19 protein-coding genes are annotated in these 20,775 nt (G+C 55.2%); 14 read left to right on the top strand and 5 right to left on the bottom strand.

Going from position 1 to position 20,775, the window contains the following annotated elements:
* The first annotated feature begins 13 nt into the window (after positions 1-13).
* The 3 genes from K355_RS0110655 to K355_RS0110645 all read left to right on the top strand — a co-directional run bounded on the left by K355_RS0110655 (position 14) and on the right by K355_RS0110645 (position 2,836).
* The gene (locus K355_RS0110655; protein WP_022732128.1) at positions 14-1,000 is read left to right on the top strand and encodes an ABC transporter substrate-binding protein; all 987 of its coding nucleotides are present in this window, start codon (positions 14-16) and stop codon (positions 998-1,000) included.
* A gap of 114 nt (positions 1,001-1,114) precedes the next feature.
* A complete protein-coding gene (locus tag K355_RS0110650) occupies positions 1,115-1,900 on the top strand; it encodes an ABC transporter ATP-binding protein (protein ID WP_022732127.1) in 786 nt (261 codons plus the stop codon).
* A gap of 3 nt (positions 1,901-1,903) precedes the next feature.
* Entirely contained in the window at positions 1,904-2,836 is a 933-nt protein-coding gene (locus K355_RS0110645) for an ABC transporter permease (protein ID WP_022732126.1), read from the top strand.
* Positions 2,837-2,921: 85 nt separating this feature from the next.
* Here the strand turns inward: K355_RS0110645 and K355_RS0110640 are convergent, their stop codons facing one another.
* The 3 genes from K355_RS0110640 to K355_RS0110630 form a co-directional block, all read right to left on the bottom strand.
* Positions 2,922-5,336 carry a TonB-dependent siderophore receptor gene (locus tag K355_RS0110640; RefSeq protein ID WP_022732125.1) on the bottom strand — a complete coding sequence of 805 codons (2,415 nt, stop codon included), beginning with the start codon at positions 5,334-5,336 and terminating at the stop codon, positions 2,922-2,924.
* Positions 5,337-5,591: 255 nt separating this feature from the next.
* Positions 5,592-6,773: a FecR family protein gene (locus K355_RS25105; protein WP_022732124.1), complete on the bottom strand. Its 1,182-nt coding sequence runs from the start codon at positions 6,771-6,773 to the stop codon at positions 5,592-5,594.
* Positions 6,774-6,912: 139 nt separating this feature from the next.
* Positions 6,913-7,428 carry a sigma-70 family RNA polymerase sigma factor gene (locus tag K355_RS0110630; protein ID WP_028791521.1) on the bottom strand — a complete coding sequence of 172 codons (516 nt, stop codon included), beginning with the start codon at positions 7,426-7,428 and terminating at the stop codon, positions 6,913-6,915.
* Between the two features lie 193 nt (positions 7,429-7,621).
* Here K355_RS0110630 and K355_RS0110625 point away from each other — a divergent pair, with 193 nt between their 5' ends.
* The 9 genes from K355_RS0110625 to K355_RS0110580 all read left to right on the top strand — a co-directional run bounded on the left by K355_RS0110625 (position 7,622) and on the right by K355_RS0110580 (position 16,536).
* Complete coding sequence (locus K355_RS0110625) at positions 7,622-7,999, top strand: c-type cytochrome (RefSeq protein ID WP_022732122.1); 378 nt, start codon at positions 7,622-7,624, stop codon at positions 7,997-7,999.
* Positions 8,000-8,291: 292 nt separating this feature from the next.
* Entirely contained in the window at positions 8,292-9,086 is a 795-nt protein-coding gene (locus K355_RS0110620; protein ID WP_022732121.1) for an alpha/beta fold hydrolase, read from the top strand.
* 236 nt (positions 9,087-9,322) lie between these two features.
* Positions 9,323-10,057, top strand: a complete 735-nt coding sequence (locus K355_RS0110615; protein WP_245562936.1) for a substrate-binding periplasmic protein — start codon at positions 9,323-9,325, stop codon at positions 10,055-10,057.
* 318 nt (positions 10,058-10,375) lie between these two features.
* On the top strand, positions 10,376-11,098 hold the full coding sequence (locus tag K355_RS0110605; protein ID WP_022732118.1) for a FadR/GntR family transcriptional regulator: 723 nt from the start codon (positions 10,376-10,378) through the stop codon (positions 11,096-11,098).
* Complete coding sequence (locus K355_RS0110600; protein ID WP_022732117.1) at positions 11,082-12,281, top strand: PLP-dependent transferase; 1,200 nt, start codon at positions 11,082-11,084, stop codon at positions 12,279-12,281. Before K355_RS0110605 ends, K355_RS0110600 begins: the two co-directional genes overlap by 17 nt.
* A 49-nt stretch (positions 12,282-12,330) precedes the next feature.
* A complete protein-coding gene (locus K355_RS0110595; protein ID WP_022732116.1) occupies positions 12,331-13,599 on the top strand; it encodes an ABC transporter substrate-binding protein in 1,269 nt (422 codons plus the stop codon).
* A complete protein-coding gene (locus K355_RS0110590; RefSeq protein WP_022732115.1) occupies positions 13,578-14,537 on the top strand; it encodes a carbohydrate ABC transporter permease in 960 nt (319 codons plus the stop codon). The genes K355_RS0110595 and K355_RS0110590 overlap by 22 nt, the downstream gene beginning before the upstream one ends.
* 12 nt (positions 14,538-14,549) lie before the next feature.
* Entirely contained in the window at positions 14,550-15,401 is an 852-nt protein-coding gene (locus K355_RS0110585; RefSeq protein WP_022732114.1) for a carbohydrate ABC transporter permease, read from the top strand.
* 13 nt (positions 15,402-15,414) lie between these two features.
* Complete coding sequence (locus K355_RS0110580) at positions 15,415-16,536, top strand: ABC transporter ATP-binding protein (protein WP_022732113.1); 1,122 nt, start codon at positions 15,415-15,417, stop codon at positions 16,534-16,536.
* A 79-nt stretch (positions 16,537-16,615) separates the two neighbouring features.
* Here the strand turns inward: K355_RS0110580 and K355_RS23795 are convergent, their stop codons facing one another.
* Positions 16,616-17,539: an arylamine N-acetyltransferase family protein gene (locus K355_RS23795; protein ID WP_022732112.1), complete on the bottom strand. Its 924-nt coding sequence runs from the start codon at positions 17,537-17,539 to the stop codon at positions 16,616-16,618.
* Between the two features lie 314 nt (positions 17,540-17,853).
* Between K355_RS23795 and K355_RS0110570 the strand changes: the two genes are divergently transcribed.
* Positions 17,854-18,777, top strand: coding sequence for a D-amino-acid transaminase (locus K355_RS0110570; protein WP_022732111.1), 924 nt, complete (start codon positions 17,854-17,856; stop codon positions 18,775-18,777).
* A gap of 97 nt (positions 18,778-18,874) precedes the next feature.
* Here K355_RS0110570 and K355_RS0110565 read toward each other — a convergent pair whose 3' ends face one another.
* The gene (locus tag K355_RS0110565) at positions 18,875-19,723 is read right to left on the bottom strand and encodes an SDR family oxidoreductase (protein ID WP_022732110.1); all 849 of its coding nucleotides are present in this window, start codon (positions 19,721-19,723) and stop codon (positions 18,875-18,877) included.
* Between the two features lie 106 nt (positions 19,724-19,829).
* On the opposite strand from K355_RS0110565, the gene K355_RS23790 reads away from it, so the two are divergent.
* Positions 19,830-20,759 (top strand): LysR family transcriptional regulator, encoded by a 930-nt coding sequence (locus tag K355_RS23790; RefSeq protein ID WP_033368817.1) that lies wholly within the window; start codon positions 19,830-19,832, stop codon positions 20,757-20,759.
* Positions 20,760-20,775: the final 16 nt, after the last annotated feature.

The following is a 20,775-nucleotide window of genomic DNA, read 5'->3' as shown; positions in this document are numbered from 1 at the left end:
GGAGTTTCTCAGAATGAAGATCAATAAAACCGGCCTCCTTTCCGGACTGGTCGTCGCCGGTAGCCTTTTTGCATCAATCAGCAGCGCATCGGCCGACACCATCAAGGTCGGCATCGCCAACTTTGGCGAGCATCCCCAGCTCAATGCCGCGATTGCGGGCTTTAAGGAAGCCATGGCCGAAAACGGCTTTGTCGAAGGCACCGATGTCACCTATTCCGAAAGCCACACCAACTTTGACGCGTCTCTGGTGCCCCAGATGATCACGAAGTTGCAGTCAGAAAATCCCAAGCTGATCTATACCGTAACTACCCCGGTTTCCCAGATCGCCAAACAGATTTTGGCCGGTTCAGACATTCCAATCGTGTTTTCGGCTGTGACCGATCCGGTTGCTGCCAAGCTTGTCCCGTCTTGGGACGCTGGTGACACCAACATGACCGGTGCTTCGGATCTACAGGACATCGCAGCGGTTCTCGAATTCACCCGCAAACTCCTGCCCGATGCCAAACGTCTCGCCATCCCCTACAATCCGGGTGAGGCCAATGACGTTGCCCTGCTTGAAAAGGTCAAAGAACTCGCACCTGCTGCCGGTTTCTCGGTCGTTTCGGTGGGCATTGATAACGTCAATGACATCTTGCAGCGCATCACATCGGTCGCCGGTAAGGCCGATGTCATCTATACCCCGGCATCCAACCTGATCCAGCCTGCGATTGCAGCCGTGTCGGCTGCTGCCCGCCAGATCGGTGTTCCGATTGTCAATTCTGACAGCTCAGCCGTTGCCAACGGCACAGTTCCGGCCAGTTTCTCAGTCGATTATGGGCAGGTTGGCCTGAATGCCGGTAAAATTGCCGCAGAAATCCTGAACGGCAAATCACCGGCAAACATTCCGCCGTCCGCCCCGACCTATGAAACCCACGCGCCGATGATTTCAAAATCTGCCGCCGCCGCCTTCGGGATCGAAATCCCGGCATCGTTTGACGATTGCGGCTGCATTGTCGAATAATTTCGCCCTGACGTGAACACCCATTGGCGCCGCAAGGGTCCATCCCCTTGGGCGCCAATGACATTCGGGCATGTGCCGCACGTCTTTCGGCACAATACCCCAAGGAGAAGACGGATGCTTGAAGTCCGATCTGCACGAAAAGTCTTTTATGCCGGTCAGGCCGACGAGAAAATCGCACTTGATAACCTTGACCTGACCCTGCAAACCGGGGAATTCGGGGTTGTCATCGGCTCAAACGGGGCTGGGAAAAGCACCATGCTCAATGCCGTGTCGGGCGCACTCCCCCTTGATAGCGGTCAGATCGCCATCAATGGCGATGACGTTACCGATACGCCGGTGCACAAACGCGCCAAACGGATTGCACGGGTGTTTCAGGACCCGATGCTGGGCACAGCCGCCAGCATGACCGTTGCTGAAAATATGCTTCTGGCCGATTTGCGCAGCACCGACAGGACCCTTGCGCGCGGGCTGAATGCCAAACGTCTTGCCGATTATAAGGACCGCCTTGCCGCCCTTGGGCTTGGCCTTGAAAACCGGCTCGACACCAAGGTGGAATTGCTTTCGGGCGGGCAGCGTCAATCGCTATCCCTGATCATGGCTGTCGGTGGATCGCCCGATTTATTGTTGCTTGATGAACATACCGCCGCCCTTGATCCGCGCACGGCTGATCTTGTGATGCAGGCCACCGTGCGCGCCGTTGATACCTTTAAACTGACGACATTGATGGTGACGCACAATATGGCCCACGCGGTTGATTACGGCCATCGGGTGATCATGCTGGATGCCGGGCGCGTCAAACTGGAAATCGGCGGCGCCGAAAAAGCCAATGTCACCGTGGCAAAACTGGTCGACCATTTCGCGGTCAAGACCGATGCCATGATGCTGGGGGCTGGGGCTTAAACCATGATGGAATTCATTTCTTCAACCTTCACAAGCTATGTGGCACTCGTACCGGTAACGCTCTCGCAAAGCTTCATTTTGGCATTTGTCGTGATGGGAATCATGATCCCGTTCCGCACCCTGCAATTCCCCGATCTCACCAGCGAAGGCGCCTACCCACTGGGCGGTTGTGTCTGCGGGGTTTTGATTGCCGCCGGGGTTAATCCGGCACTGGCGATTGTCGCGGCCCTTGCGTGTGGTTTTTTGGCCGGGTGCTGTACAGCCCTTATTCATCTGCGGTTTCGCATCCACACGTTGCTTGCCGGGATCTTGATGATGACGATGCTCTACAGCATCAATCTGCGCATCATGGGAAAATCCAACCTGTCGATCTTTGGCTCTGACACGGTTTACAACTGGGCACCCTTTGTCACACCGGGCTTCCCGGTCAGCAAGATCATCATCGCCGGACTGATTGGGGCGGGCGTATTTCTCGCACTCAACTGGTTCTTTAAAACCGAAAAAGGCACAGCATTGCGTGCGGTCGGCTCCAACCCGGCCATGGCCGAGGCACAGGGCATTTCGGTCTGGGTATCGACCATTATCGGTGTCGGCCTGGCCAGCGGATTTTCCGCAACCAGCGGCGCACTGATGGTGCAGGCACAGGGCTTTGCCGATGTGAACATGGGCCTTGGCATCCTGATCAATGGCCTTGCCGCCCTGATGATCGGCGAGGCGGTTGTTGGCAAACAATCGGTTTGGCGTCAATTGCTTGCCCCGTTTGTCGGTGCCATCATTTATTATCAGCTGGTGTCGCTGTGTCTGGCGGCAGGCATGCCCCCACCCGACCTTAAACTGGCCACGGGCCTTTTCGTTCTGGCCATGCTGGCCCTGCCCAGCCTCAAACGCGGGCGCGGTGCCGGTGGCACCCCGGCCCGTGAAAAATTCCGCGAATAGGTTTCGCACAGGCATCAAACACATACGACAAACGGCCGCCCGCATGCATGATCGGGGCGGCCGTTTACTTTGACTGGATGTCGACTTACCAGCTGTATTTCAGTGTCGCCAGAACCGTGCGGCCGTCACCGTAGAAGCGACTGCCAAACGTGTTGGACGACACATACTCGCGGTCAAACAGGTTGGTGGCATTAATCGCAACGCTGACATTATCGGTCACCATATAGTTGACCATTGCATCAACCACCGTGTGCGATCCTAGAAGCGACGCATTGGCATTATTGTTGTAACGCGACCCGACAAAGCGCAAACCGCCACCAAATGTCAGATCACCAAACGCGCCATGCTCGGGAATTGTATGATCAAGCCATGCCGATGCGGTATGTTCCGGTACCATTTCGGGGCGATTGCCAATATTGGTCGTGATCACATCCTCTTTGATTTCCGCATCAAGATAGGTATAGGCAAGCGTCATGTTGGTGCGGTCATCAAGTGACATTTTGCCTTCCAGCTCAACCCCGCGTGAATTGATTTCACCGACTTGACGATGGGCCGAATAATCCGCATTCCACTGCGAAACATTTTCCTGCGTCAGGTCAAACAGGGCTGCTGTGAACATCGCATCCATCCCGGCAGGCTGATATTTCAGGCCAACCTCGTACTGCGTGCCTTCCTGCGGCTTCGCCCCACCCGGAAGCGACGAGGTGCTGGAATACACCGGCTGGAAAGATTCCGAATAGTTCCCGTAAACCGAAACCTCGTCGGTTGCCTTGTACGTCAAGCCAAGGCGCGATGTGAATTTGTGGTCATCACGCTCTTCGACGGTGCCGCTGCTAATAGTATCAACATCACTTTGGACATAATCAAACCGTCCGCCAACCGTCGCGATCCAGTCATCGGCAATGGTCAATTGTTCCTGTGCATAAAGACCATAGGATGACTGCGTAATTTCCGTATCTGAACTGCTGGTGAAATTGATGCATGACGTTCCGCAATACACCGGGTTGTAGGGATCAATTGGCGATGCCGTGCCGTCAAAGCGCTTTTCGCGGTTCTGATCGCGGTTAAAGTCGATCCCGACCAAGGTCTTGCTATCAAGGTTATCGTTAACTGCGGTGTCATATTCCATCTGGTTGTCGACGGCAAACCGGTCAAGCTCGCCATAAATCGCGAACGCAGACCGATTGCCAAGCGGTGTCGTATCGTTCAGATAAACCGTTTCATAATCCAGATCGACATGGGTGTAGCGCGCATTCTGACGAAATTCGAGTTTGTCCGTAATCTGATGGGACAGCGCATAGCCAAGGTTGGTTTCTTCGGTATCGAAATTGTTGAAATCCGGCTCCCCAAAAAAGGCATCCCGGCTGGTTTCAATCCCGGTAGGGAAACCGTACCCAAGGTTACTTTCGCGGTTGCTATAGCTGGTCAGCAACGTCAGCTCGGTCCCGGCCTTGGGCGCATAGGTAAAGGCGGGTGCTATATAAATACGATCATCCTGCGAATAATCCTGACTGCGTTCGGCATCCTGCCAAAGCCCGGTCAGGCGATAGGTCCAGTTGCTGTCTTCGGCCACCGGGCCAGTAACATCCCCACCGCCGCGCAGATGATTTTCGCCAAACGTGGTAAAGACCTCGCCACTGGCTTCATCTTCTGGACGTTTGGTCACCAGATTGACCAAACCACCGGGCCCATTCATGCCAAACAGGCTGGAGGTTGACCCTTTCAGGATATCAACCTGCTGCAGGCCATAAGGTTCCTGACGTGCTGTCGTGAAGTTATAGGTGCGTGATGACAATCCATCACGGTACGTCGAAAGCGATGAATAGAACCCTCTCAGGCGGACATAATCATACCGCACGTCCGAGCCATATTCACCCGCCTGCACGCCTGCTGTATAGGCAACAGCCTGCTGCACATCCTGAACATTGCGGGTTTCCAGTTCCTTCTGCGTGACAACCGACACCGCCGCAGAATCATCTAAAACCGGCGTATCGGTTTTGGATGCCGTACGGCTGCGATTGGCAACGAAACTGTCGGTGATTGCATCATTCGGACCTGAAAGCTCAACCCCGGTTGCCTCAACCCGCACCGGGTCAAGCACCTCGCCATCGGCCGCAGCCCCGGTCTGAAGCGCTTCGATCACCACCGTACCATCGCCGGTCACATCATAATTCAGCCCCGTCCCGCCGAGCAGCACTTCAAGCGCTGTATCCGCCCGCATGGTCCCGGTAACCGCGCGGCCCTCAAGACCTCGCACCAACGCGCCATCCACCGTCACCTGCAACCCCGACTGCACGCCAAACTGCGCCAGCGCGCTGGTCAGCGACTGCGCCGGAATGTCAAATTCATACTGTCCGTCAATGCGATTATGTCCGGCTTGCTGTGCCTGTGCCGGTGTTACCAGCACGAAAGGCACCAATGCCGTCGTCATCATCAATGCACTCGCGACAAGCGCCACGCGACCACGATTTCGCATCGCGGTTGCTCCCCCATTCGTCATTCTTTTGTCTCCGGTTTCACATCATATGCCTTAGCTGAATTGAGAATGCAAACGCTTCTCAATTTCGCATACAAAACAAAACGACCGGGGATATGGCTTTTTCAAAAAAACTTTTGGGAAATCACTCTTTTCTGAGAAAACCGACAAAATCCTGCGGTTTAAGCTTGGGAAAACAGTCACGGGCCACCGGTAAGAAAGGCGGTTTTATTGCCTTTTCCGTCACGAGACAGACAGCACGGCTCAGATGATTTTTGCTTATGACGGGGATACAACCAAAACCCACGGCGTTACTTCACGCACCACCGCGTTTTGCGCACGCGCAATTGCGCGCAAGGCCAACACCGGATCGGTCAGGCGATACACCCCGGTGACGGCCTGCCCGGCAAGGGCTTCATCGCTGATGATGATTGCGCCCTTGAAGTACCCCCGAAGACGATCAACCACATCGCCAAGCGGCTGATCCTGCGCAATCAGTTGATGATTGCGCCATGCCGCCACCTGACCTGTTGGCGTATCGCCGCGCAGAACATTTCCATCGCCGCGCACCTGTAAACTTTGCCCCGGCTCCAGAAATTCCGAATGTGCGACAAGATGGGCGGCGTTATCCACCCGCACCCGGCCATGTTCGACGGAAACCTGCGTCACCCCGGCCCCCTCGGACACATCAAATCCAGTGCCAAGAACCGTAACATCGGCAAGACGTGCCGCAACCTTAAACGGGCGCGATGGGTCTGGCGTCACCTCAAAAAAGGCCTCGCCATCCAGCAATTCAACCACCCGCACGCCATCTTCGAACATCACACGAAGGGCACTTTCCGGCGCAAGCGTCACCCGGCTGTTATCGGCAAGGGTGATTGTGTTGATCTGCCCGGTGCCCGTACTGTAATCGGCCTGTAACTGGGTGGCGATTTTCGGACCAAACAGGGCGGCAAACAACGATGCCGCCACCGCCAGCCCGCCAAGACCAATACCGCGCCAAGACCCATTGCCACGACGGGCAAAGCGTCCCTGTGCCTGAACAACCTTTGCCGCAGTCCCCTGCACGGTATTTTCGACGGGCGCATCCTGTATTTCAGCCCCGGCAACTGTATTTTCTGTATCGGAACGACCGTCCGAACTGGCCGCACGAACTGGGTGGCTATCCTGTCCGGTCAAAACGTCATGTGCCCGCGTGTCATGCAAAAAACGCTGCCAATCGGCGGGATCATCCGCCGTGCCGTGGCGCGAAGATGTCATCTGCTGCGCGGTCACCTGCCCCATCAATCGGGCCGTCTTTTGGGTTGTGTTCCACGCATTCTGATGGGCTGGACTTTGCGCATACCAATCATCAAACCGCGCGCGCAGGTCCGCATCATCGGGTGCATCCTGCAACAGGATCAACCAATTGGTTGCGTCTTGTGCCACCCGTTTGCTGGCTGGCTCGCGCGTTCCTGCCATCACGTTACCTTTGCTAGGCTCTGCACAACCGGTCCCATTACGGCATTTTTCCCCGACACCTTTGTCACGCCATATCCCCAAATGGATGAAGGCCAATTGCCTTTTACGCCGAAACCCCGGCGATGGTCATGGTTGCGCGTCATGGCCATCCCCCCAGTCGTTCGCGACAATGATCAATGCCTTCTGCCACAAGTTTATGGGCCAAGGGAACCGAGACATCTAAAAACAGTGCAATTTCACGCAGTTTGGCCCCGCCAAAACGATGCATTTCGCAGGCAATGCGGGTTCGGTCGGGCAATTCTGCCATGGCCTGCATCACCTTGGCATAGTCGTCCTTGTAAAGCGCAATGGTTTCCGGATCGGGACTGTCGGCCGCAGACGTCTGCACCGCGATGTCATAGTCCGCGCCACCGGTTACACTGCGTTCGCGCGCCGCACTGCGTTTGCTATCCAGTGCCAAGTTCCGCACGATCCGGTACAGATATCCGGTTGCATCCTCAAGGAATCTTCCTTTCGACGCCTCATCAAAGCGCAGCCATGCTTCCTGCACCAGATCTTCGGCCTGCACACGGTTGCCGATAATCGTACTGGCATAGCTCACAAGCGCCGAGCGCTGACGCATAAACAGGGTTAAGGATGGTGAATTTCCGGCCAAGCCGCATCTTCCTTTGGACGACGCAATCACTGCCTGAACCGGCAGCGACACGAGATTTACCGAAAATGAGACTGATTATCAATATCTATTAATTCCCCATCACCAAAGAGACGCTCAGCTTAGGGAATTGGTTACAATGCTCTGCTATAGAAGGACTGATCAAACAAGAAACAACCATCCGGGGGCACCACCTTTGCAAAAAATCAGCCTTGTCATTCTGGCCACCGGCGTTGTCGCCGCAGGACTTTGGGGTGTTGGCGATTATATGTCGCGCAAGGGCGAAGCACATGGCGATGTGGTGCGCGGTCAATCCATTGCCGAACAGACCTGTCTGCGCTGCCACACCAAGTTCGAAGGCGACCCGCTTCCCGATCCGGCCATCACCGACGCCCCGGCCCTTGCCAGTTTCGGGCAACGCTGGCCGCTTGAAAACCTTGAAGAAGCATTGGCCGAAGGCATTTCCGTATCGCATGACGATCTGACCATGCCGGAATTTACCCTCACCCCTGAAAGCATCGCCGATCTTCTGGTTTACTTCGAAAGCCTGACCGACGCGGCCAACGCCAAGTAAACCAGCCTGCCGGGTCGTCCAGCGGCACCGACGTCGCGATATCGGTCATCGGCCAAATCCTCCCCAATCGGCTTTTATCCTTGATGACGCCCACCGGTGATGACGCCCCGGGCAAGCCAACCGGGGCGTTGACGCGTCTTTTCCGCGTCTTCACGCTGATGTGATCGCGCATAATTAAATCGTACACGATTTACTATTGCCCGATCATTATTTCATCGCTACAAACCATTCATCGCAACAACAGACCGCCAGCGCAGCCGGCCCCCGGCGCCCCGGCATAAGGAGAGATAAAATGTTCAATCTGAAAAATCTGGCCAAAGCAGCAGCCATCGGTGCGGGCCTGATGGTCGCACAGGCCCCGGCGTTCGCCGCCGACAAAGACGCCAAACCAACCATTGTTCTGGTCCATGGTGCATTTGCCGCCTCCGACAGCTGGGACGGCGTTACCCCGATCCTTCAAGACGAAGGCTATCAGGTCATCAGCCTTGCCAACCCGCTGCGCAGTGTATCTGGCGATGCCGCCTATACCCGCTCCTTGGTCGATAGCATTGCCGGTGATGTTGTTCTGGTTGGTCATTCTTATGGCGGCCCGGTCATCACCAATGCCGCAAAGGGTGCCACCAATGTCAAATCACTGGTTTATGTTGCCTCTTTCGCCCCGGAAAAGGGTGAAACGATTGGTGAACTGGCGGCAAAATTCCCCGGCGGCACATTGGGCGAAGCCCTGGCAGCCCCGGTTCCACTGGGAAATGGTGTGAATGATCTGTACATCGAACCGACCAAGTTTCATGCCCAGTTCGCCGCCGACGTCCCGGCCGACAAGGCCCGCCTGATGGCCGTCGCCCAACGCCCAGTTACTGACTTTGCGCTCAACGAACCGTCTGGCGATGCCGCATGGAAAGACATCCCGTCATTTCACATCTTTGGCACGGCTGACAAAAACATCCCGCCTGCCGCCATGGAATTCATGGCTGAACGCGCCAATTCGAAAAAAACCGTTGTCATTGACGGCGCGTCCCATGTCGTCATGGTCTCAAACCCCAAAGCCGTCGCCGACCTGATCGTTAAGGCCGCAACCGCCAACTGATCAGCAACACTTTACTTGAATACCTCCCGCCTCCCTCAACGATGCCCCACTGCGCGCTGCATTCCTGATGCGGCGCGTTTTTTTTGCACGAAGCTGACGGTGCAATTGCTGATACCACCACGTTTCGGACATCCCCGGCGCATCCCCCTAATAAATGCGTTAAACTTGCCCATATGTCATAGATGACATCGCACCCAAGATTTACATATGCTTGCCGATTGCTGGCGATTTTACTGGTGACTTTTTGTGCCATCAGCACACTGAGCGCCAAAGAAATACTGGTGATCGCAACCAATGACGACTATCCGCCTTTTATCCTGAAGAATCAGAAACACAGCTTTCTGCCCGATCTGTTTGATGAGATCGGTGATCAGATGGGTGTAACGTTTGAGTTTCGCTATCTTCCATGGCAACGCTGCGCGCAAGCTGTTCAGAACCATGAAGCGTGGGGCGCAATACCCTATACCCGAAATGAAGAGCGCGACAAAATCTATGACTTTTCCGACCCGATCTATTTTAGCGATGCCAAGTTTTTCGCCTATGACCCCAAGGGCGAAGCACCACAGATCTCCTATCGAAATCTAAGCGACCTTGACGGTTGGACCATCGGCGGCATTCAGGGATATTATTACGTTCCGATGTTTACCAAGGCGGGGTTGGATGTTGATTACGTCCATTCAGAAGAACAGAACATCAAACGCCTGCAACTCGGCCGGATTGATCTCACCCCGCTGCCCAGTCCAATTGGGTGGTATCTGATCAACAAACTGTTCCCACCCGATGTCGCCAAGAATTTCTATACACTTGAAAAACCGTTGCTTTCCGAGGCATCGTTACACGTCATGGCGTCAAAGAACTATCCCAACAATGCAAACCTTCTGGTGCGCTTCAACGCCGCACTCGCGGAAATCAAGAACAATGGGACCTTTGCAGAACTGATTAACAGGCACGGCTTGGTGCTAAGCTTTTAAAGGCAGGCAGCCTCAATCAATGCTGTCGGTCTTAGTCAACTGTCCCCATCCCTAAACCGATTCTCAACCACATCCGCTGACATTTGACCAAACTGTCGGTGCATACCGCGCACGATGCAGTGCAAAGTCATGCCCGGTCACCGAAACCGCAAACGCCCGGATAAAGCCGGGCCTTCGCCATTCGCGGTTGCAAAATATATCCCGAAATTGAATTCTTTCTTGACTTGAACCGATTCAATCCCAAAATTGGTCTGACGTCTGATAACTGACCAGATAAATGGACAATCAGACGATTTGGAAATCAGATAAAGGTGTGATGTGTCGCAATCGGCAGGTGCCACTATTCGACCCATACAAACCTCAGGGCGTCGCGATGCGATCCTTGAATCCCTGACGCACTTCATCGTGCAGTCAGATTTGAAACCCGGCGATCAACTGCCCCCGGAACGTGAATTAATGGCCGGGCTGAAAGTCGGCCGGTCCAGCATCCGCGAGGCCATCGGCCATATGCAGGCGCTCGGCATTGTCGAAATCAAGCGCGGCTCGGGCACCTATCTCAAACGCCCGGTTTCGGAAAAAACCCTGTATATGCCGCTGTCCATCGCCACCCAGCGTGACGGCCTTTTACAAACCCTTGAAGTCCGACGCGGGTTGGAGGTCGAAGCCAGCATGCTGGCCGCCAAACGCGCCACTCCCGACGACATCGCCGAAATGCGCACCGCCCTTGATGCGATGGAGGCCGAACATCTTGAGTTCGGCACCGCCGGTCAGGCCGACCTGGTTTTTCACCTGTCGATCTATAAGGCGTCGGGAAACCCATTGTTTGAACAACTTCTGGGCCAGATGCGCGAAGCATTCGAAAGCTTCTTTGCCCAGCCGTTCAACCGTCCTGATTTCGCCGGTGAATCGTTTGAATTTCACCGCATGCTGTTTGACGCGATTGTTGCAGGCAACGCCGAAGACGCCCGCCAGCAAACCCTTGCCATCCTTGAAATCGTCGAACGCGATATCGTGAGAATGTCTGATGAAGAACAACAATAATTCCACCACGCCCAAAGCCCCCGTCATGGCACCCGTCACCGCCCCGGAAAGTGTCGTCGCCTATGACGAAAGCCACTTTGCCAATGCGGTCGTGCCACCGATTTTCCAAAACTCGCTGTTTACCTTCGAAAATTGCGCCGAAATGATCGAAACCTATGCCGGGCGCAAAATCCGCCCGGTCTATTCGCGGGGCCTAAACCCGACCGTGCGCGCCTTCGAAGACAAAATCGCCGCCCTGGAAAAAACCGAAGACGCCCTTGGCCTTGCCAGCGGCATGGCCGCCATCTCATCCGCCGTCCTGTCGGTCGTCAAACCGGGCGACCGGATTGTATCGGTCGAACATTGCTATCCCGATGCCTATCGGTTTTTTGAAATGTTCCTGCGCGACATGAATGTCACCGTCGAGTATGTCGATGGTCGCGATATTGATGCGGTGCGCGCCGCCCTGCCCGGTGCCAAGATCCTGTATCTTGAAAGCCCGACAAGCTGGACCTTCCACACCCATGACATTGCCGCCCTGTGTGATGCGGCCCGCGACCACGGCGCGGTTTCCATGATCGACAACAGCTGGGCATCCCCCATCTTTTGTCAGCCAGCAACCCTTGGCTGTGACGTGGTCATTCATTCGGCCTCAAAATATCTGGGTGGGCACAGTGATGTGGTGGCAGGCGTCATTGCCGGCACAAACGAATTCATCGGACGGGTCCGGTCCAACATCCTGCCTTATCTCGGCGCGAAATTATCGGCGTTTGACAGCTGGCTGTTGTTGCGCGGCTTGCGCACCCTTCCGGCCCGTATGCGCGAACATCAACGCTCCGCCCTGATCATTGCGCAAAACCTTGCCGACCATGCACAGGTCACCGCAGTTCACTACCCCGGACTGATGACCCCACCCGCACCGGGGTTAAGTGGGTCGTCCGGACTTTTCTCATTCGAGTTTTCGCCAAAGGTCGATATCCCGACCTTTGTTGATGCGCTGCGCTTTTTCAAAATCGGCGTGTCATGGGGCGGACACGAAAGCCTGATTGTCCCCGCGTTGGTAACGCGGGCGCAAGTGGGCGGACCCAATTCGGCGATGCGCTTTGGCGTGCCGGAAAATCTGGTCCGCCTTCACATCGGCCTCGAAAGTGCCGAAGACCTCTGGTCTGATCTGGCCACCGCAATCGAGGCGAGCCTGAAGTAATACCAAGGCAGAAGAACACCAAACGTTTAAAAAAACAGGGAACTTCACAATGAACTGGAAAACAACGCTACTGGCAGGTGTGACCTCTATTGTACTGACAGGTCAGGCATATGCCGACACAACATTGAAGCTGGTCGAAGTCATCACCAGCCCGGAACGCACCGAAACGCTTAAAACCCTTGTGGCACAATACGAAGAAGCCCATCCGGGCGTGACGGTTGAAATCACATCCCTTCCATGGGGACAGGCGTTTGAAAAATTCGCCACAATGGTCTCGGCCGGGCAAACACCCGACATCGTTGAAATGCCCGACACATGGCTAACCCTTTATGCCAACAATGGCGCGCTTGAAAGTCTTGAGCCCTATATCAAGGACTGGGAAGGCGGCAAAACGCTCAATGACCGCGCGCTTGAATTTGCCCGCTCGGCCGACGACACCGCTTATATGCTGCCCTATGGCTTCTATCTGCGTGCGATGTTCTATAACAAAAAACTGTTCAAGGAAGCCGGTGTCACCGACGTTCCGGTCACCCTTGAAGATTTCCGCGACGCCGCCCAAAAGGTTTCCGCCCTGCCCGGTAAGTCCGGCTACTGCATGCGTGGTGGTCCCGGTGGCTTAAATGGCTGGGTGATGTTTGGCGCCACGGCTGCGGGCTCGAACGAATTCTTTACCGAAGACGGACAAAGCACCTTTAATTCTGATGGCTGGCAGGACGGCCTTGAATATCTGGTGGATATTTACAAGGACGGTCTGGCCCCAAAAGACAGCCTGAACTGGGGCTTTAACGAAATCGTTGCCGGTTTCTATTCAGGCACCTGTGCGATGCTTGATCAGGACCCCGACGCCCTGATTGCGATTTCCAGCCGCATGAAGGAAGAGGACTTTGGTGTCACCACCATGCCCAAAGGCCCATCAGGCAAGGCATTCCCGACCATTGGTTATGCCGGTTGGTCGATGTTTGCCAACAGCGAAAACAAGGACGAAGCATGGGATCTGATTGCCCATCTTGAGTCCAAGGAAAGCAACCTTGCGTGGAACAAACGCATTGGTGCGCTTCCGATCCATGATGGTGCCGAAAGCGACCCGTTCTTTGCCAGCCCGCAATTCGAAGGCTGGTTTGCCGAACTGTCTGACCCGGATGTCCATCCGACCGTCATGCCGACCCACCTTGAAGAATTCGCCTTCTTTAAGGACAGCCTGGTCATCCGCACCAGTCAGGAAGCCATGCTGGGCCGGATTACACCTGAAGAACTCGCCAATCAGTGGGCGGAATACCTGACCGCTGCACAGCAAAAATGGATGCAGGCAAAGCAGTGACTTTGGCAACGCAAACCGGAAAACTCCCCGTCGAAAGACGGGGGGGCTTCTCCAAAAAACTTTCCGGTATTCTCGAACCCTATCTTTATGTCTCGCCGGCACTGGTTCTGATTATTGCGGTCATGTTGATGCCGCTGATCCTGGGCCTAAGCTATGCCTTCCGCGACATCCGTATCCTCAATCCGTTTAGCGGCGGCTTTGTCGGCATGGCCCATTTCCAAACCCTGATATCTGATCAGGCGTTTTTGGGTGCCTTGGCCAACACCGCATGGTGGACGTTCGGATCGCTGGTGTTTCAGTTCGGCCTTGGCCTTATTCTGGCCCTTCTGCTCAACCGCGCCTTTTTGGGCCGTGGTCTCATTCAGGCACTTGTGTTTCTGCCGTGGGCGGTGCCGACCTTCCTGTCTGGCTTAAACTGGGCATGGATGTTTAACCCGGTGGTCGGTCCCTTGCCCCACTGGATGACCTCGCTTGGCCTGATGGCCGAGCCTTACAACATCCTGTCGGACCCTGATCTTGCGATGTGGGGACCGATCATTGCCAACATCTGGTTTGGCATTCCGTTCTTTGCCATCACCATGCTGGCCGCCCTGCAATCCATCCCCAAAGAATTGTACGAGGCCGCATCGATTGATGGCGCAACCACGCGCCAGCAGTTTGTCAGCATCACTTTACCCTTCTTAGCACCCACCATCGCGATCACCTTGATGCTGCGCACCATCTGGATTGCCAATTTCGCCGACCTGATTGTCGTCATGACCAAGGGCGGCCCGGCTGATTCCACCCAGATTGTTGCCTCCTACATCTTCACACAGGCCTTCCGCCGCCTTGATTTTGGCTATGCCTCGGCGATTGCCGCAGTCCTTCTGGTCTTGTTGCTGGCCTATGCGCTCAGCGTGATTGCGCTGCGTCGTGCCATGACGCACTCAGATAACTAGGGAAATCCCCAAATGACCCTGACCGGACACACATCAACGCGCAAAATGCTCTATTGGGGCAGCCATTATCTGATGATTGCCGCCTTTGTGATCTTTGCGCTGTTTCCGCTTTACTGGTTGCTTAAGGTGTCCGTGACGCCAAACGACATCCTCTATACCGAAGGTGTGCGTATGTGGCCGTCACGCACCACGTGGGACAACTACACATTCGTTCTGACCCAAAGCAACTTCCCCCATTACTTCATGAATTCGGTGATTGTCGCGGGCACAACCGCCGCGGTCACAACCGTAATCGCCGCCCTGACCGGCTATGCGTTTTCGCGCTTTGCCTTTCGCGGCAAGGTGATCATTGTCGCCCTGATGCTGATCACGCAGATGTTCCCGCTGGTCATGCTGATCGCGCCGATCTTTAAAATTCTGGCCCCGCTTGGCCTGACCGACAGCCTGACCGGCCTGATCATTGTCTATACGGCGTTTAACGTGCCGTTTGCCACCTTCCTGATGCAGTCATTCTTTGACGGCATCCCCAAGGACTTAGAAGAAGCCGCGATGATTGATGGCAACACCCGGTTTGAGGCCTTCCGCGCGATCATTTTGCCACTGACCCTTCCCGGTGTGGCGGCAACACTTGGCTTTGTCTTCACTGCCGCCTGGAGCGAACTTTTATTCGCCCTGATGTTGGTCAGCAGTGAGTCTGCATCGACCTTCCCGGTTGGGCTTTTGTCATTCGTTTCGAAATTCAGCGTCGATTTCGGCCAGATGATGGCTGCTGGTGTGCTGGCACTTATTCCCGCCTGTCTGTTCTTCCTGCTGATCCAGCGTTATCTGGTGCAGGGCCTGACAGCAGGTGCGGTCAAAGGATAAGAGGACAACTTTTATGGCTTCTATTGAAATTGCAAATGCCCGCAAAAGTTACGGTGCAGTTGATGTGCTGCACGGCATTGATCTTAACATCAGCGACGGCGAATTCATCGTCCTTGTCGGCCCGTCGGGCTGTGGCAAATCAACGCTTTTGCGCATGATCGCCGGGCTGGAAGACATCACATCGGGCGATATCTCAATCGCTGGCAATGTCGTCAATGACCTGCAACCGAAAGACCGCGACATCGCCATGGTGTTTCAGTCCTATGCCCTTTATCCGCACATGTCGGTGGCCGAAAATATGAGCTACGCGCTGACATTGCGCAAAACCGCCAAGGAAAAAATTGCCGATGCCATCACCAATGTCGCCGACATCCTGGGGCTCAGCGCATTGCTTGAACGCCGCCCCAAGGCACTTTCGGGCGGGCAGCGCCAACGTGTGGCCATGGGGCGCGCGATTGTCCGCAAACCGCAGGCGTTTTTGTTTGATGAACCGTTATCAAACCTTGATGCGCGGCTGCGTGAACAGATGCGCACCGAAATCCGCAAACTGCACCGTCGGCTTGGTGCGACGTCGGTTTATGTCACCCATGATCAGATCGAAGCCATGACCATGGCCGACCGGATTGTCGCCATGCATGACGGCATCATCCAGCAGGTCGGAAGCCCGGTCGAAATCTATGACCACCCCGCCAACATCTTCGTCGCCAGCTTCATCGGCTCGCCTGCCATGAACTTCCTCGAAGGCACTTATGAAACCAAGGACGATAATGGTTCTGATGGCGCAGGTATTTGTCTGTCGGACGGATCATTGGTTCCGGTTCTGCACGCCCAAGGAGCAACAACCCATCAGGCCGCCACCCTTGGCGCACGCCCCGAACACATCACCATCGTATCTGATGCCAATTCCGGCCTCGCCGCCCGTGTCGATCTGATCGAACCGATGGGTCTTTCAACCCTTGTCCATGCCACACTGGCAGATAAACCGATCAAGATTTTCACCATGGACCGCCCGGACTATGCCGTCGACAGCACCATTCACGTCAGCTTTGACATGGAAAAAGTGCATGTCTTTGACACCAAATCCGAATTGCGCCTGCCCCCGATCACCGAACCCCATCCGAGCCACCGCGATTAAACCACGCAAAAATAGGGCGGGGAGCTATAAACGCCCCGCCCTTGATCATTCACAATCGCGATAAACACCGCACAGTCGTTCATCCGTGACTGTGTTTGATCATTCTTGCAAAGGTGCCCTGCCACCGCGGGTCCGGCTCGATCCCAAAGATGTCTCTCAGCGTTTGCGAAATATCCCCCACGCTTAAGGTATGTTGCTCTTCCTCGCCCGAAACAAGCCGGATGGTCAGGCGGTTATTGAGCAAGGTAAACCGCGCAAACGGCGCGGATCGTGCGACCATCAATGTCTTGCAAAACCCGCTTTCGGGGTGATCGGACGCATACCAGTTCATGACCTCATAATCGATATCGGCCACCGGGGCGTAGTCGATCTCATGCACCGCTTTCCAGACCCCGCCCCGTTCCATCTCCACACGGTAACCATGCGCGCCCTTGAGGACCCGGTATGTGTCATGCGGGGTGACTTGCGGGGTGGCAATATCAAGCAACAGCGGGGCCGTTGGCACACATCCCCCCAACCCGACATCGGCAAGCCACGCATCGCCATCGATCATCACCCGGTTGGCCATATGGCAACGTGGACGCGGCATATCGGCTTCGCCATAGCCCCACAAAACTCGCCCGGCCAGACCTTCGACCTCAAATCCAAGGCTGCGCAGCACCCGGCCAAACAGCGAATTATGCTCAAAACAATATCCGCCGCGCCCGTCATGGATCAGTTTTTGGTCGATCTTTTCGGGCGCAATACTGATCGGTTTGTCGTTAAACACATCAATCGCCTCAAACGGAATATTGGCCGGATGCAGGGCATGCAGGCTCTGCAAAACCTCAAGCGTTGCCGCCCGTGGCCCGTCATAGCCAATCCGCGCGAAATAGGCGTCCAGATCAACATCCTGTTTGGGGCGACGGGTCGGCATGGCCCAGCTGGCATTGATCCGGCTTTGCAGGCTGTCGCGGTCATGGGACACCGACATTTGGTTCGCGATTGGCAGGGGATTGTTCATTACAGGGCTCCATTTCCCAACGATGTTTTTCATCTCATGAACAGGACGATAGAACCTCAACTTATGTTAGGGTCAAAAGGAATTTATTTAACATTCTACATTTTGAACAATCTGCGACGATAAAGCCCGATTGCCACGCATATTATTGCACCGGCCTGTCATCTGCGCCGTGTCAAAGCAACTTTCCACCTTTTACACGCAAGATATAAAGCTTTCGCACGACAGACGGCCTCGCACTGTGATAATTGTTTCCCTAAATAGTGTCGGACCAAACGGTCACGCCCTGTGGTGCGAACACCACGCGGGGTTTGACCATGGAAACGACGCTTACATCCATCACCTGCGGAATTTCAATCGTCCGCCATCGTATCGGGGAAGTTGCCATGCGTACTGTTTATGTTGACGGCCAGTTCGTGCCAGAAACCGAAGCCAAGATTTCGATCTTTGACCGATCCTTCCTGTTTGCCGATGGCGTGTATGAAGTGACCTCGGTGCTTGATGGCAAGTTGATTGATTTCAAGGGCCATATGACCCGCCTGCAACGCTCGCTCTCGGAACTGAAATTCGAATTCAAGCCTGACATGGATCAGCTTCTTGAAGCCCACCGCGAGTTGGTCAAGCTCAACAACATCACCGAAGGCCTGATTTACCTTCAGGTGTCGCGTGGCTCGGCTGGCGATCGTGATTTCGCGATTGACCCGAAAACCCCGGCAACCATTGTGATGTTCACCCAGTCCAAATCGCTGATCAAATCGGCCTTGGCCGAACGCGGTCAGAAAATCGTCACCTTCCCCGACATCCGCTGGCGCCGGTCCGACATCAAAACGACCCAGCTTCTTTATGCGTCGCTTCTCAAAACCGAAGCCGCAAGCAAGGGTGCCGATGATGCATGGATGCTGCTCGATGGTTTCATCACCGAAGGATCGTCGAACAACGCCTATATCGTGACCAAGGATAACACCATCGTCACCCGCGAACTCTCGACCGACATCCTGCACGGCATCACGCGCGCATCGGTCCTTAAATGTGCCGAGGAACTGCAGCTTAAAGTCGAAGAACGCCACTTCACCCTTGAAGAAGCGCAGAACGCGAAAGAAGCCTTCTCAACCTCGGCCTCGGCCTTTGTCTGCCCGGTTGCTGAAATTGATGGCAAGAAAATCGGCGACGGTGTCCCCGGCCCGATTGCCAAACGCCTGCGCGAGATTTACATCGACGCCAACCGCGCCACCGCGATCTGATCGCCCAAAGTTTCCGACGCACCGCCAAACCGCCGCCCGATGTCATGTCGGGCGGCGGTTTGCATTTAGGGTCAGAACCTATACAGCGATGATAAAGCTACATCGCTGCAAGCTCTTCCTCAGTGAAATCAACCGCCTCTGTAATGTCCCGACCGGCTTCGAGCACCGCCAACCGTTCGTTCAAAGCCGCATGTACACCGGCATAGGCATCCTTGCCCAGCAACAGTCGAAACGGCATAACCGGTGCATCAGCAGCCGTAATCATCGCATCCACCATCCGGTCCGGATCACCCTTGATCACCCACCCGCCACCAAAAGCCGCGTCTTTAAGGTCATGCGCGGGGGTTCCGTCATAATCGCTGATCGGATCGGGCAGAACGATGGACCCGACAAAGGCCGTTCGCGACGGGCCCGGTTCAACAATCATGAAATCGATGTCAAAGGGCTGAACTTCTTTGGCAAGCGATTCAATAAAGCCCTCAATGCCCCATTTGCTTGCGTGATAAAGGCTAAACCCGGGATAAGCAATCTGCCCGCCTTCGGACGACACCTGAACAATCCGCCCTGATCCTTGGGCACGCAGATGCGGCAAGGCCGCCTTGATCAGAACCATTGATCCCATCAGGTTTGTCTCGATGATATCGCGCATCTGATCAATGCTGGTTTCTTCAACCGTGCCCAAAATGCCATATCCCGCATTGCTGACAATCACGTCAATACGTTTGAAATCGGCAAAGGCCTGATTGACCGCTGCCTGCACCCCGTCCGTATCGGTGACATCCAGATACACAACCCGCAACCGGTCATGATACTGCGCAGCCAGATCATCAAGCGATCCCTGACGGCGCACAGTTGCAATCACCTGATCGCCCCGGGCAAGCAACCGTTCGGCCATCCCGCGGCCAAAGCCCGATGACGCGCCGGTAATAAGCCAAGTCTTTGTCATGTCAGCACCCTTTCTTTCTTGCTCTGAACATGATCGAAAGATAGAAGCCAATGACTGATGTGATAACCTAGCTTAATTTGGATGGGTTAGTGAAAATATGCCATCAATGAACCAGCCGTCCTTAAACGACATGCGGTTTTTCATTGCCGTTGCCGAGCATCGCAGTTTCCGCCGTGCTGCCGATGAATTGGGTGTTGCGCCCTCGACCCTCAGCCACGCCCTGCGCAACATGGAAAAGAACCTGAATGTTCGCTTGCTTCATCGCACGACACGCAGTGTCTCTTTGACCGAGGCGGGCGAAAGCCTTCTGGATCGGTTACGCCCGGCTGTTCTGAACATTGAAGAGGCCATGACGGCGGTTGAAAGTTTTCGCACTGGTGGGCCATCGGGCACAGTGCGCATCAACGCATCGGATGGTGCGGCCCGGTTATTGACCCGTCACGTTATCCCGGAAATGCGCAACCTTTACCCCGATGTATCGATTGATCTGGTGACCGAAGGACGGTTGGTCGACATTGTCGAAGCGGGCTTTGATGCTGGCGCGCGGTTGGGCGAAACTGTACCGCTTGATATGGTTGCTGTGCGGTTTGGTCCACCCTTTCGCTTTCTCGCGGTTGCCGCGCCGGAATATTTCAAATCAAGAACCCCGCCCAACACCCCCGATGACCTCCGCGCGCATGACTGCATCCGCCATCGCTTCCCCAGTGGCAAGATCTATCACTGGGATTTTGAAAAGCATGGTCAGGAAATCTCGATCGATGTGCCAGGCGCCCTTACCCTGGATCGTCATGACCTGATGGTCGATGCGGCCCGGCAGGGACTTGGTATTGCCTATGTCTCCGAAATCTATGCCGCACGCGCCATTGCCGACGGGGAGCTCGTCACCGTACTGGATGACTGGCTACCCGAAATTCCGGGACTTTTCCTGTATTACCCCGATCACCGGCGCGTACCGCCGCCCTTGCGCGCCTTTATCGACGTGATGAAATCCCTCGACCATGAGTTGCAAACAGGCTATCTGGAAAGACAAGTTTAGGGTCCTGACCCTAATT

The sequence above is a fragment of the Thalassospira lucentensis MCCC 1A00383 = DSM 14000 genome, assembly GCF_000421265.1.
Classification (GTDB): domain Bacteria; phylum Pseudomonadota; class Alphaproteobacteria; order Rhodospirillales; family Thalassospiraceae; genus Thalassospira; species Thalassospira lucentensis.
Note: the sequence above shows the minus strand (reverse complement) of the source record. Positions and strands in the feature narration are given on the sequence as shown.

What these genes read in the sequence shown, in the direction of transcription:
- K355_RS0110655 (WP_022732128.1), top strand. Translation starts at nt 14, where the DNA reads ATGAAGATCAATAAAACCGGCCTCCTTTCCGGACTGGTCGTCGCCGGT.
- K355_RS0110650 (WP_022732127.1), top strand. Translation starts at nt 1,115, where the DNA reads ATGCTTGAAGTCCGATCTGCACGAAAAGTCTTTTATGCCGGTCAGGCC.
- K355_RS0110645 (WP_022732126.1), top strand. Translation starts at nt 1,904, where the DNA reads ATGATGGAATTCATTTCTTCAACCTTCACAAGCTATGTGGCACTCGTA.
- K355_RS0110640 (WP_022732125.1), bottom strand. Translation starts at nt 5,336, where the DNA reads ATGACGAATGGGGGAGCAACCGCGATGCGAAATCGTGGTCGCGTGGCG.
- K355_RS25105 (WP_022732124.1), bottom strand. Translation starts at nt 6,773, where the DNA reads ATGGCAGGAACGCGCGAGCCAGCCAGCAAACGGGTGGCACAAGACGCA.
- K355_RS0110620 (WP_022732121.1), top strand. Translation starts at nt 8,292, where the DNA reads ATGTTCAATCTGAAAAATCTGGCCAAAGCAGCAGCCATCGGTGCGGGC.
- K355_RS0110600 (WP_022732117.1), top strand. Translation starts at nt 11,082, where the DNA reads ATGAAGAACAACAATAATTCCACCACGCCCAAAGCCCCCGTCATGGCA.
- K355_RS0110595 (WP_022732116.1), top strand. Translation starts at nt 12,331, where the DNA reads ATGAACTGGAAAACAACGCTACTGGCAGGTGTGACCTCTATTGTACTG.
- K355_RS0110590 (WP_022732115.1), top strand. Translation starts at nt 13,578, where the DNA reads ATGGATGCAGGCAAAGCAGTGACTTTGGCAACGCAAACCGGAAAACTC.
- K355_RS0110585 (WP_022732114.1), top strand. Translation starts at nt 14,550, where the DNA reads ATGACCCTGACCGGACACACATCAACGCGCAAAATGCTCTATTGGGGC.
- K355_RS0110580 (WP_022732113.1), top strand. Translation starts at nt 15,415, where the DNA reads ATGGCTTCTATTGAAATTGCAAATGCCCGCAAAAGTTACGGTGCAGTT.
- K355_RS23795 (WP_022732112.1), bottom strand. Translation starts at nt 17,539, where the DNA reads ATGAACAATCCCCTGCCAATCGCGAACCAAATGTCGGTGTCCCATGAC.
- K355_RS0110570 (WP_022732111.1), top strand. Translation starts at nt 17,854, where the DNA reads ATGGAAACGACGCTTACATCCATCACCTGCGGAATTTCAATCGTCCGC.
- K355_RS0110565 (WP_022732110.1), bottom strand. Translation starts at nt 19,723, where the DNA reads ATGACAAAGACTTGGCTTATTACCGGCGCGTCATCGGGCTTTGGCCGC.
- K355_RS23790 (WP_033368817.1), top strand. Translation starts at nt 19,830, where the DNA reads ATGAACCAGCCGTCCTTAAACGACATGCGGTTTTTCATTGCCGTTGCC.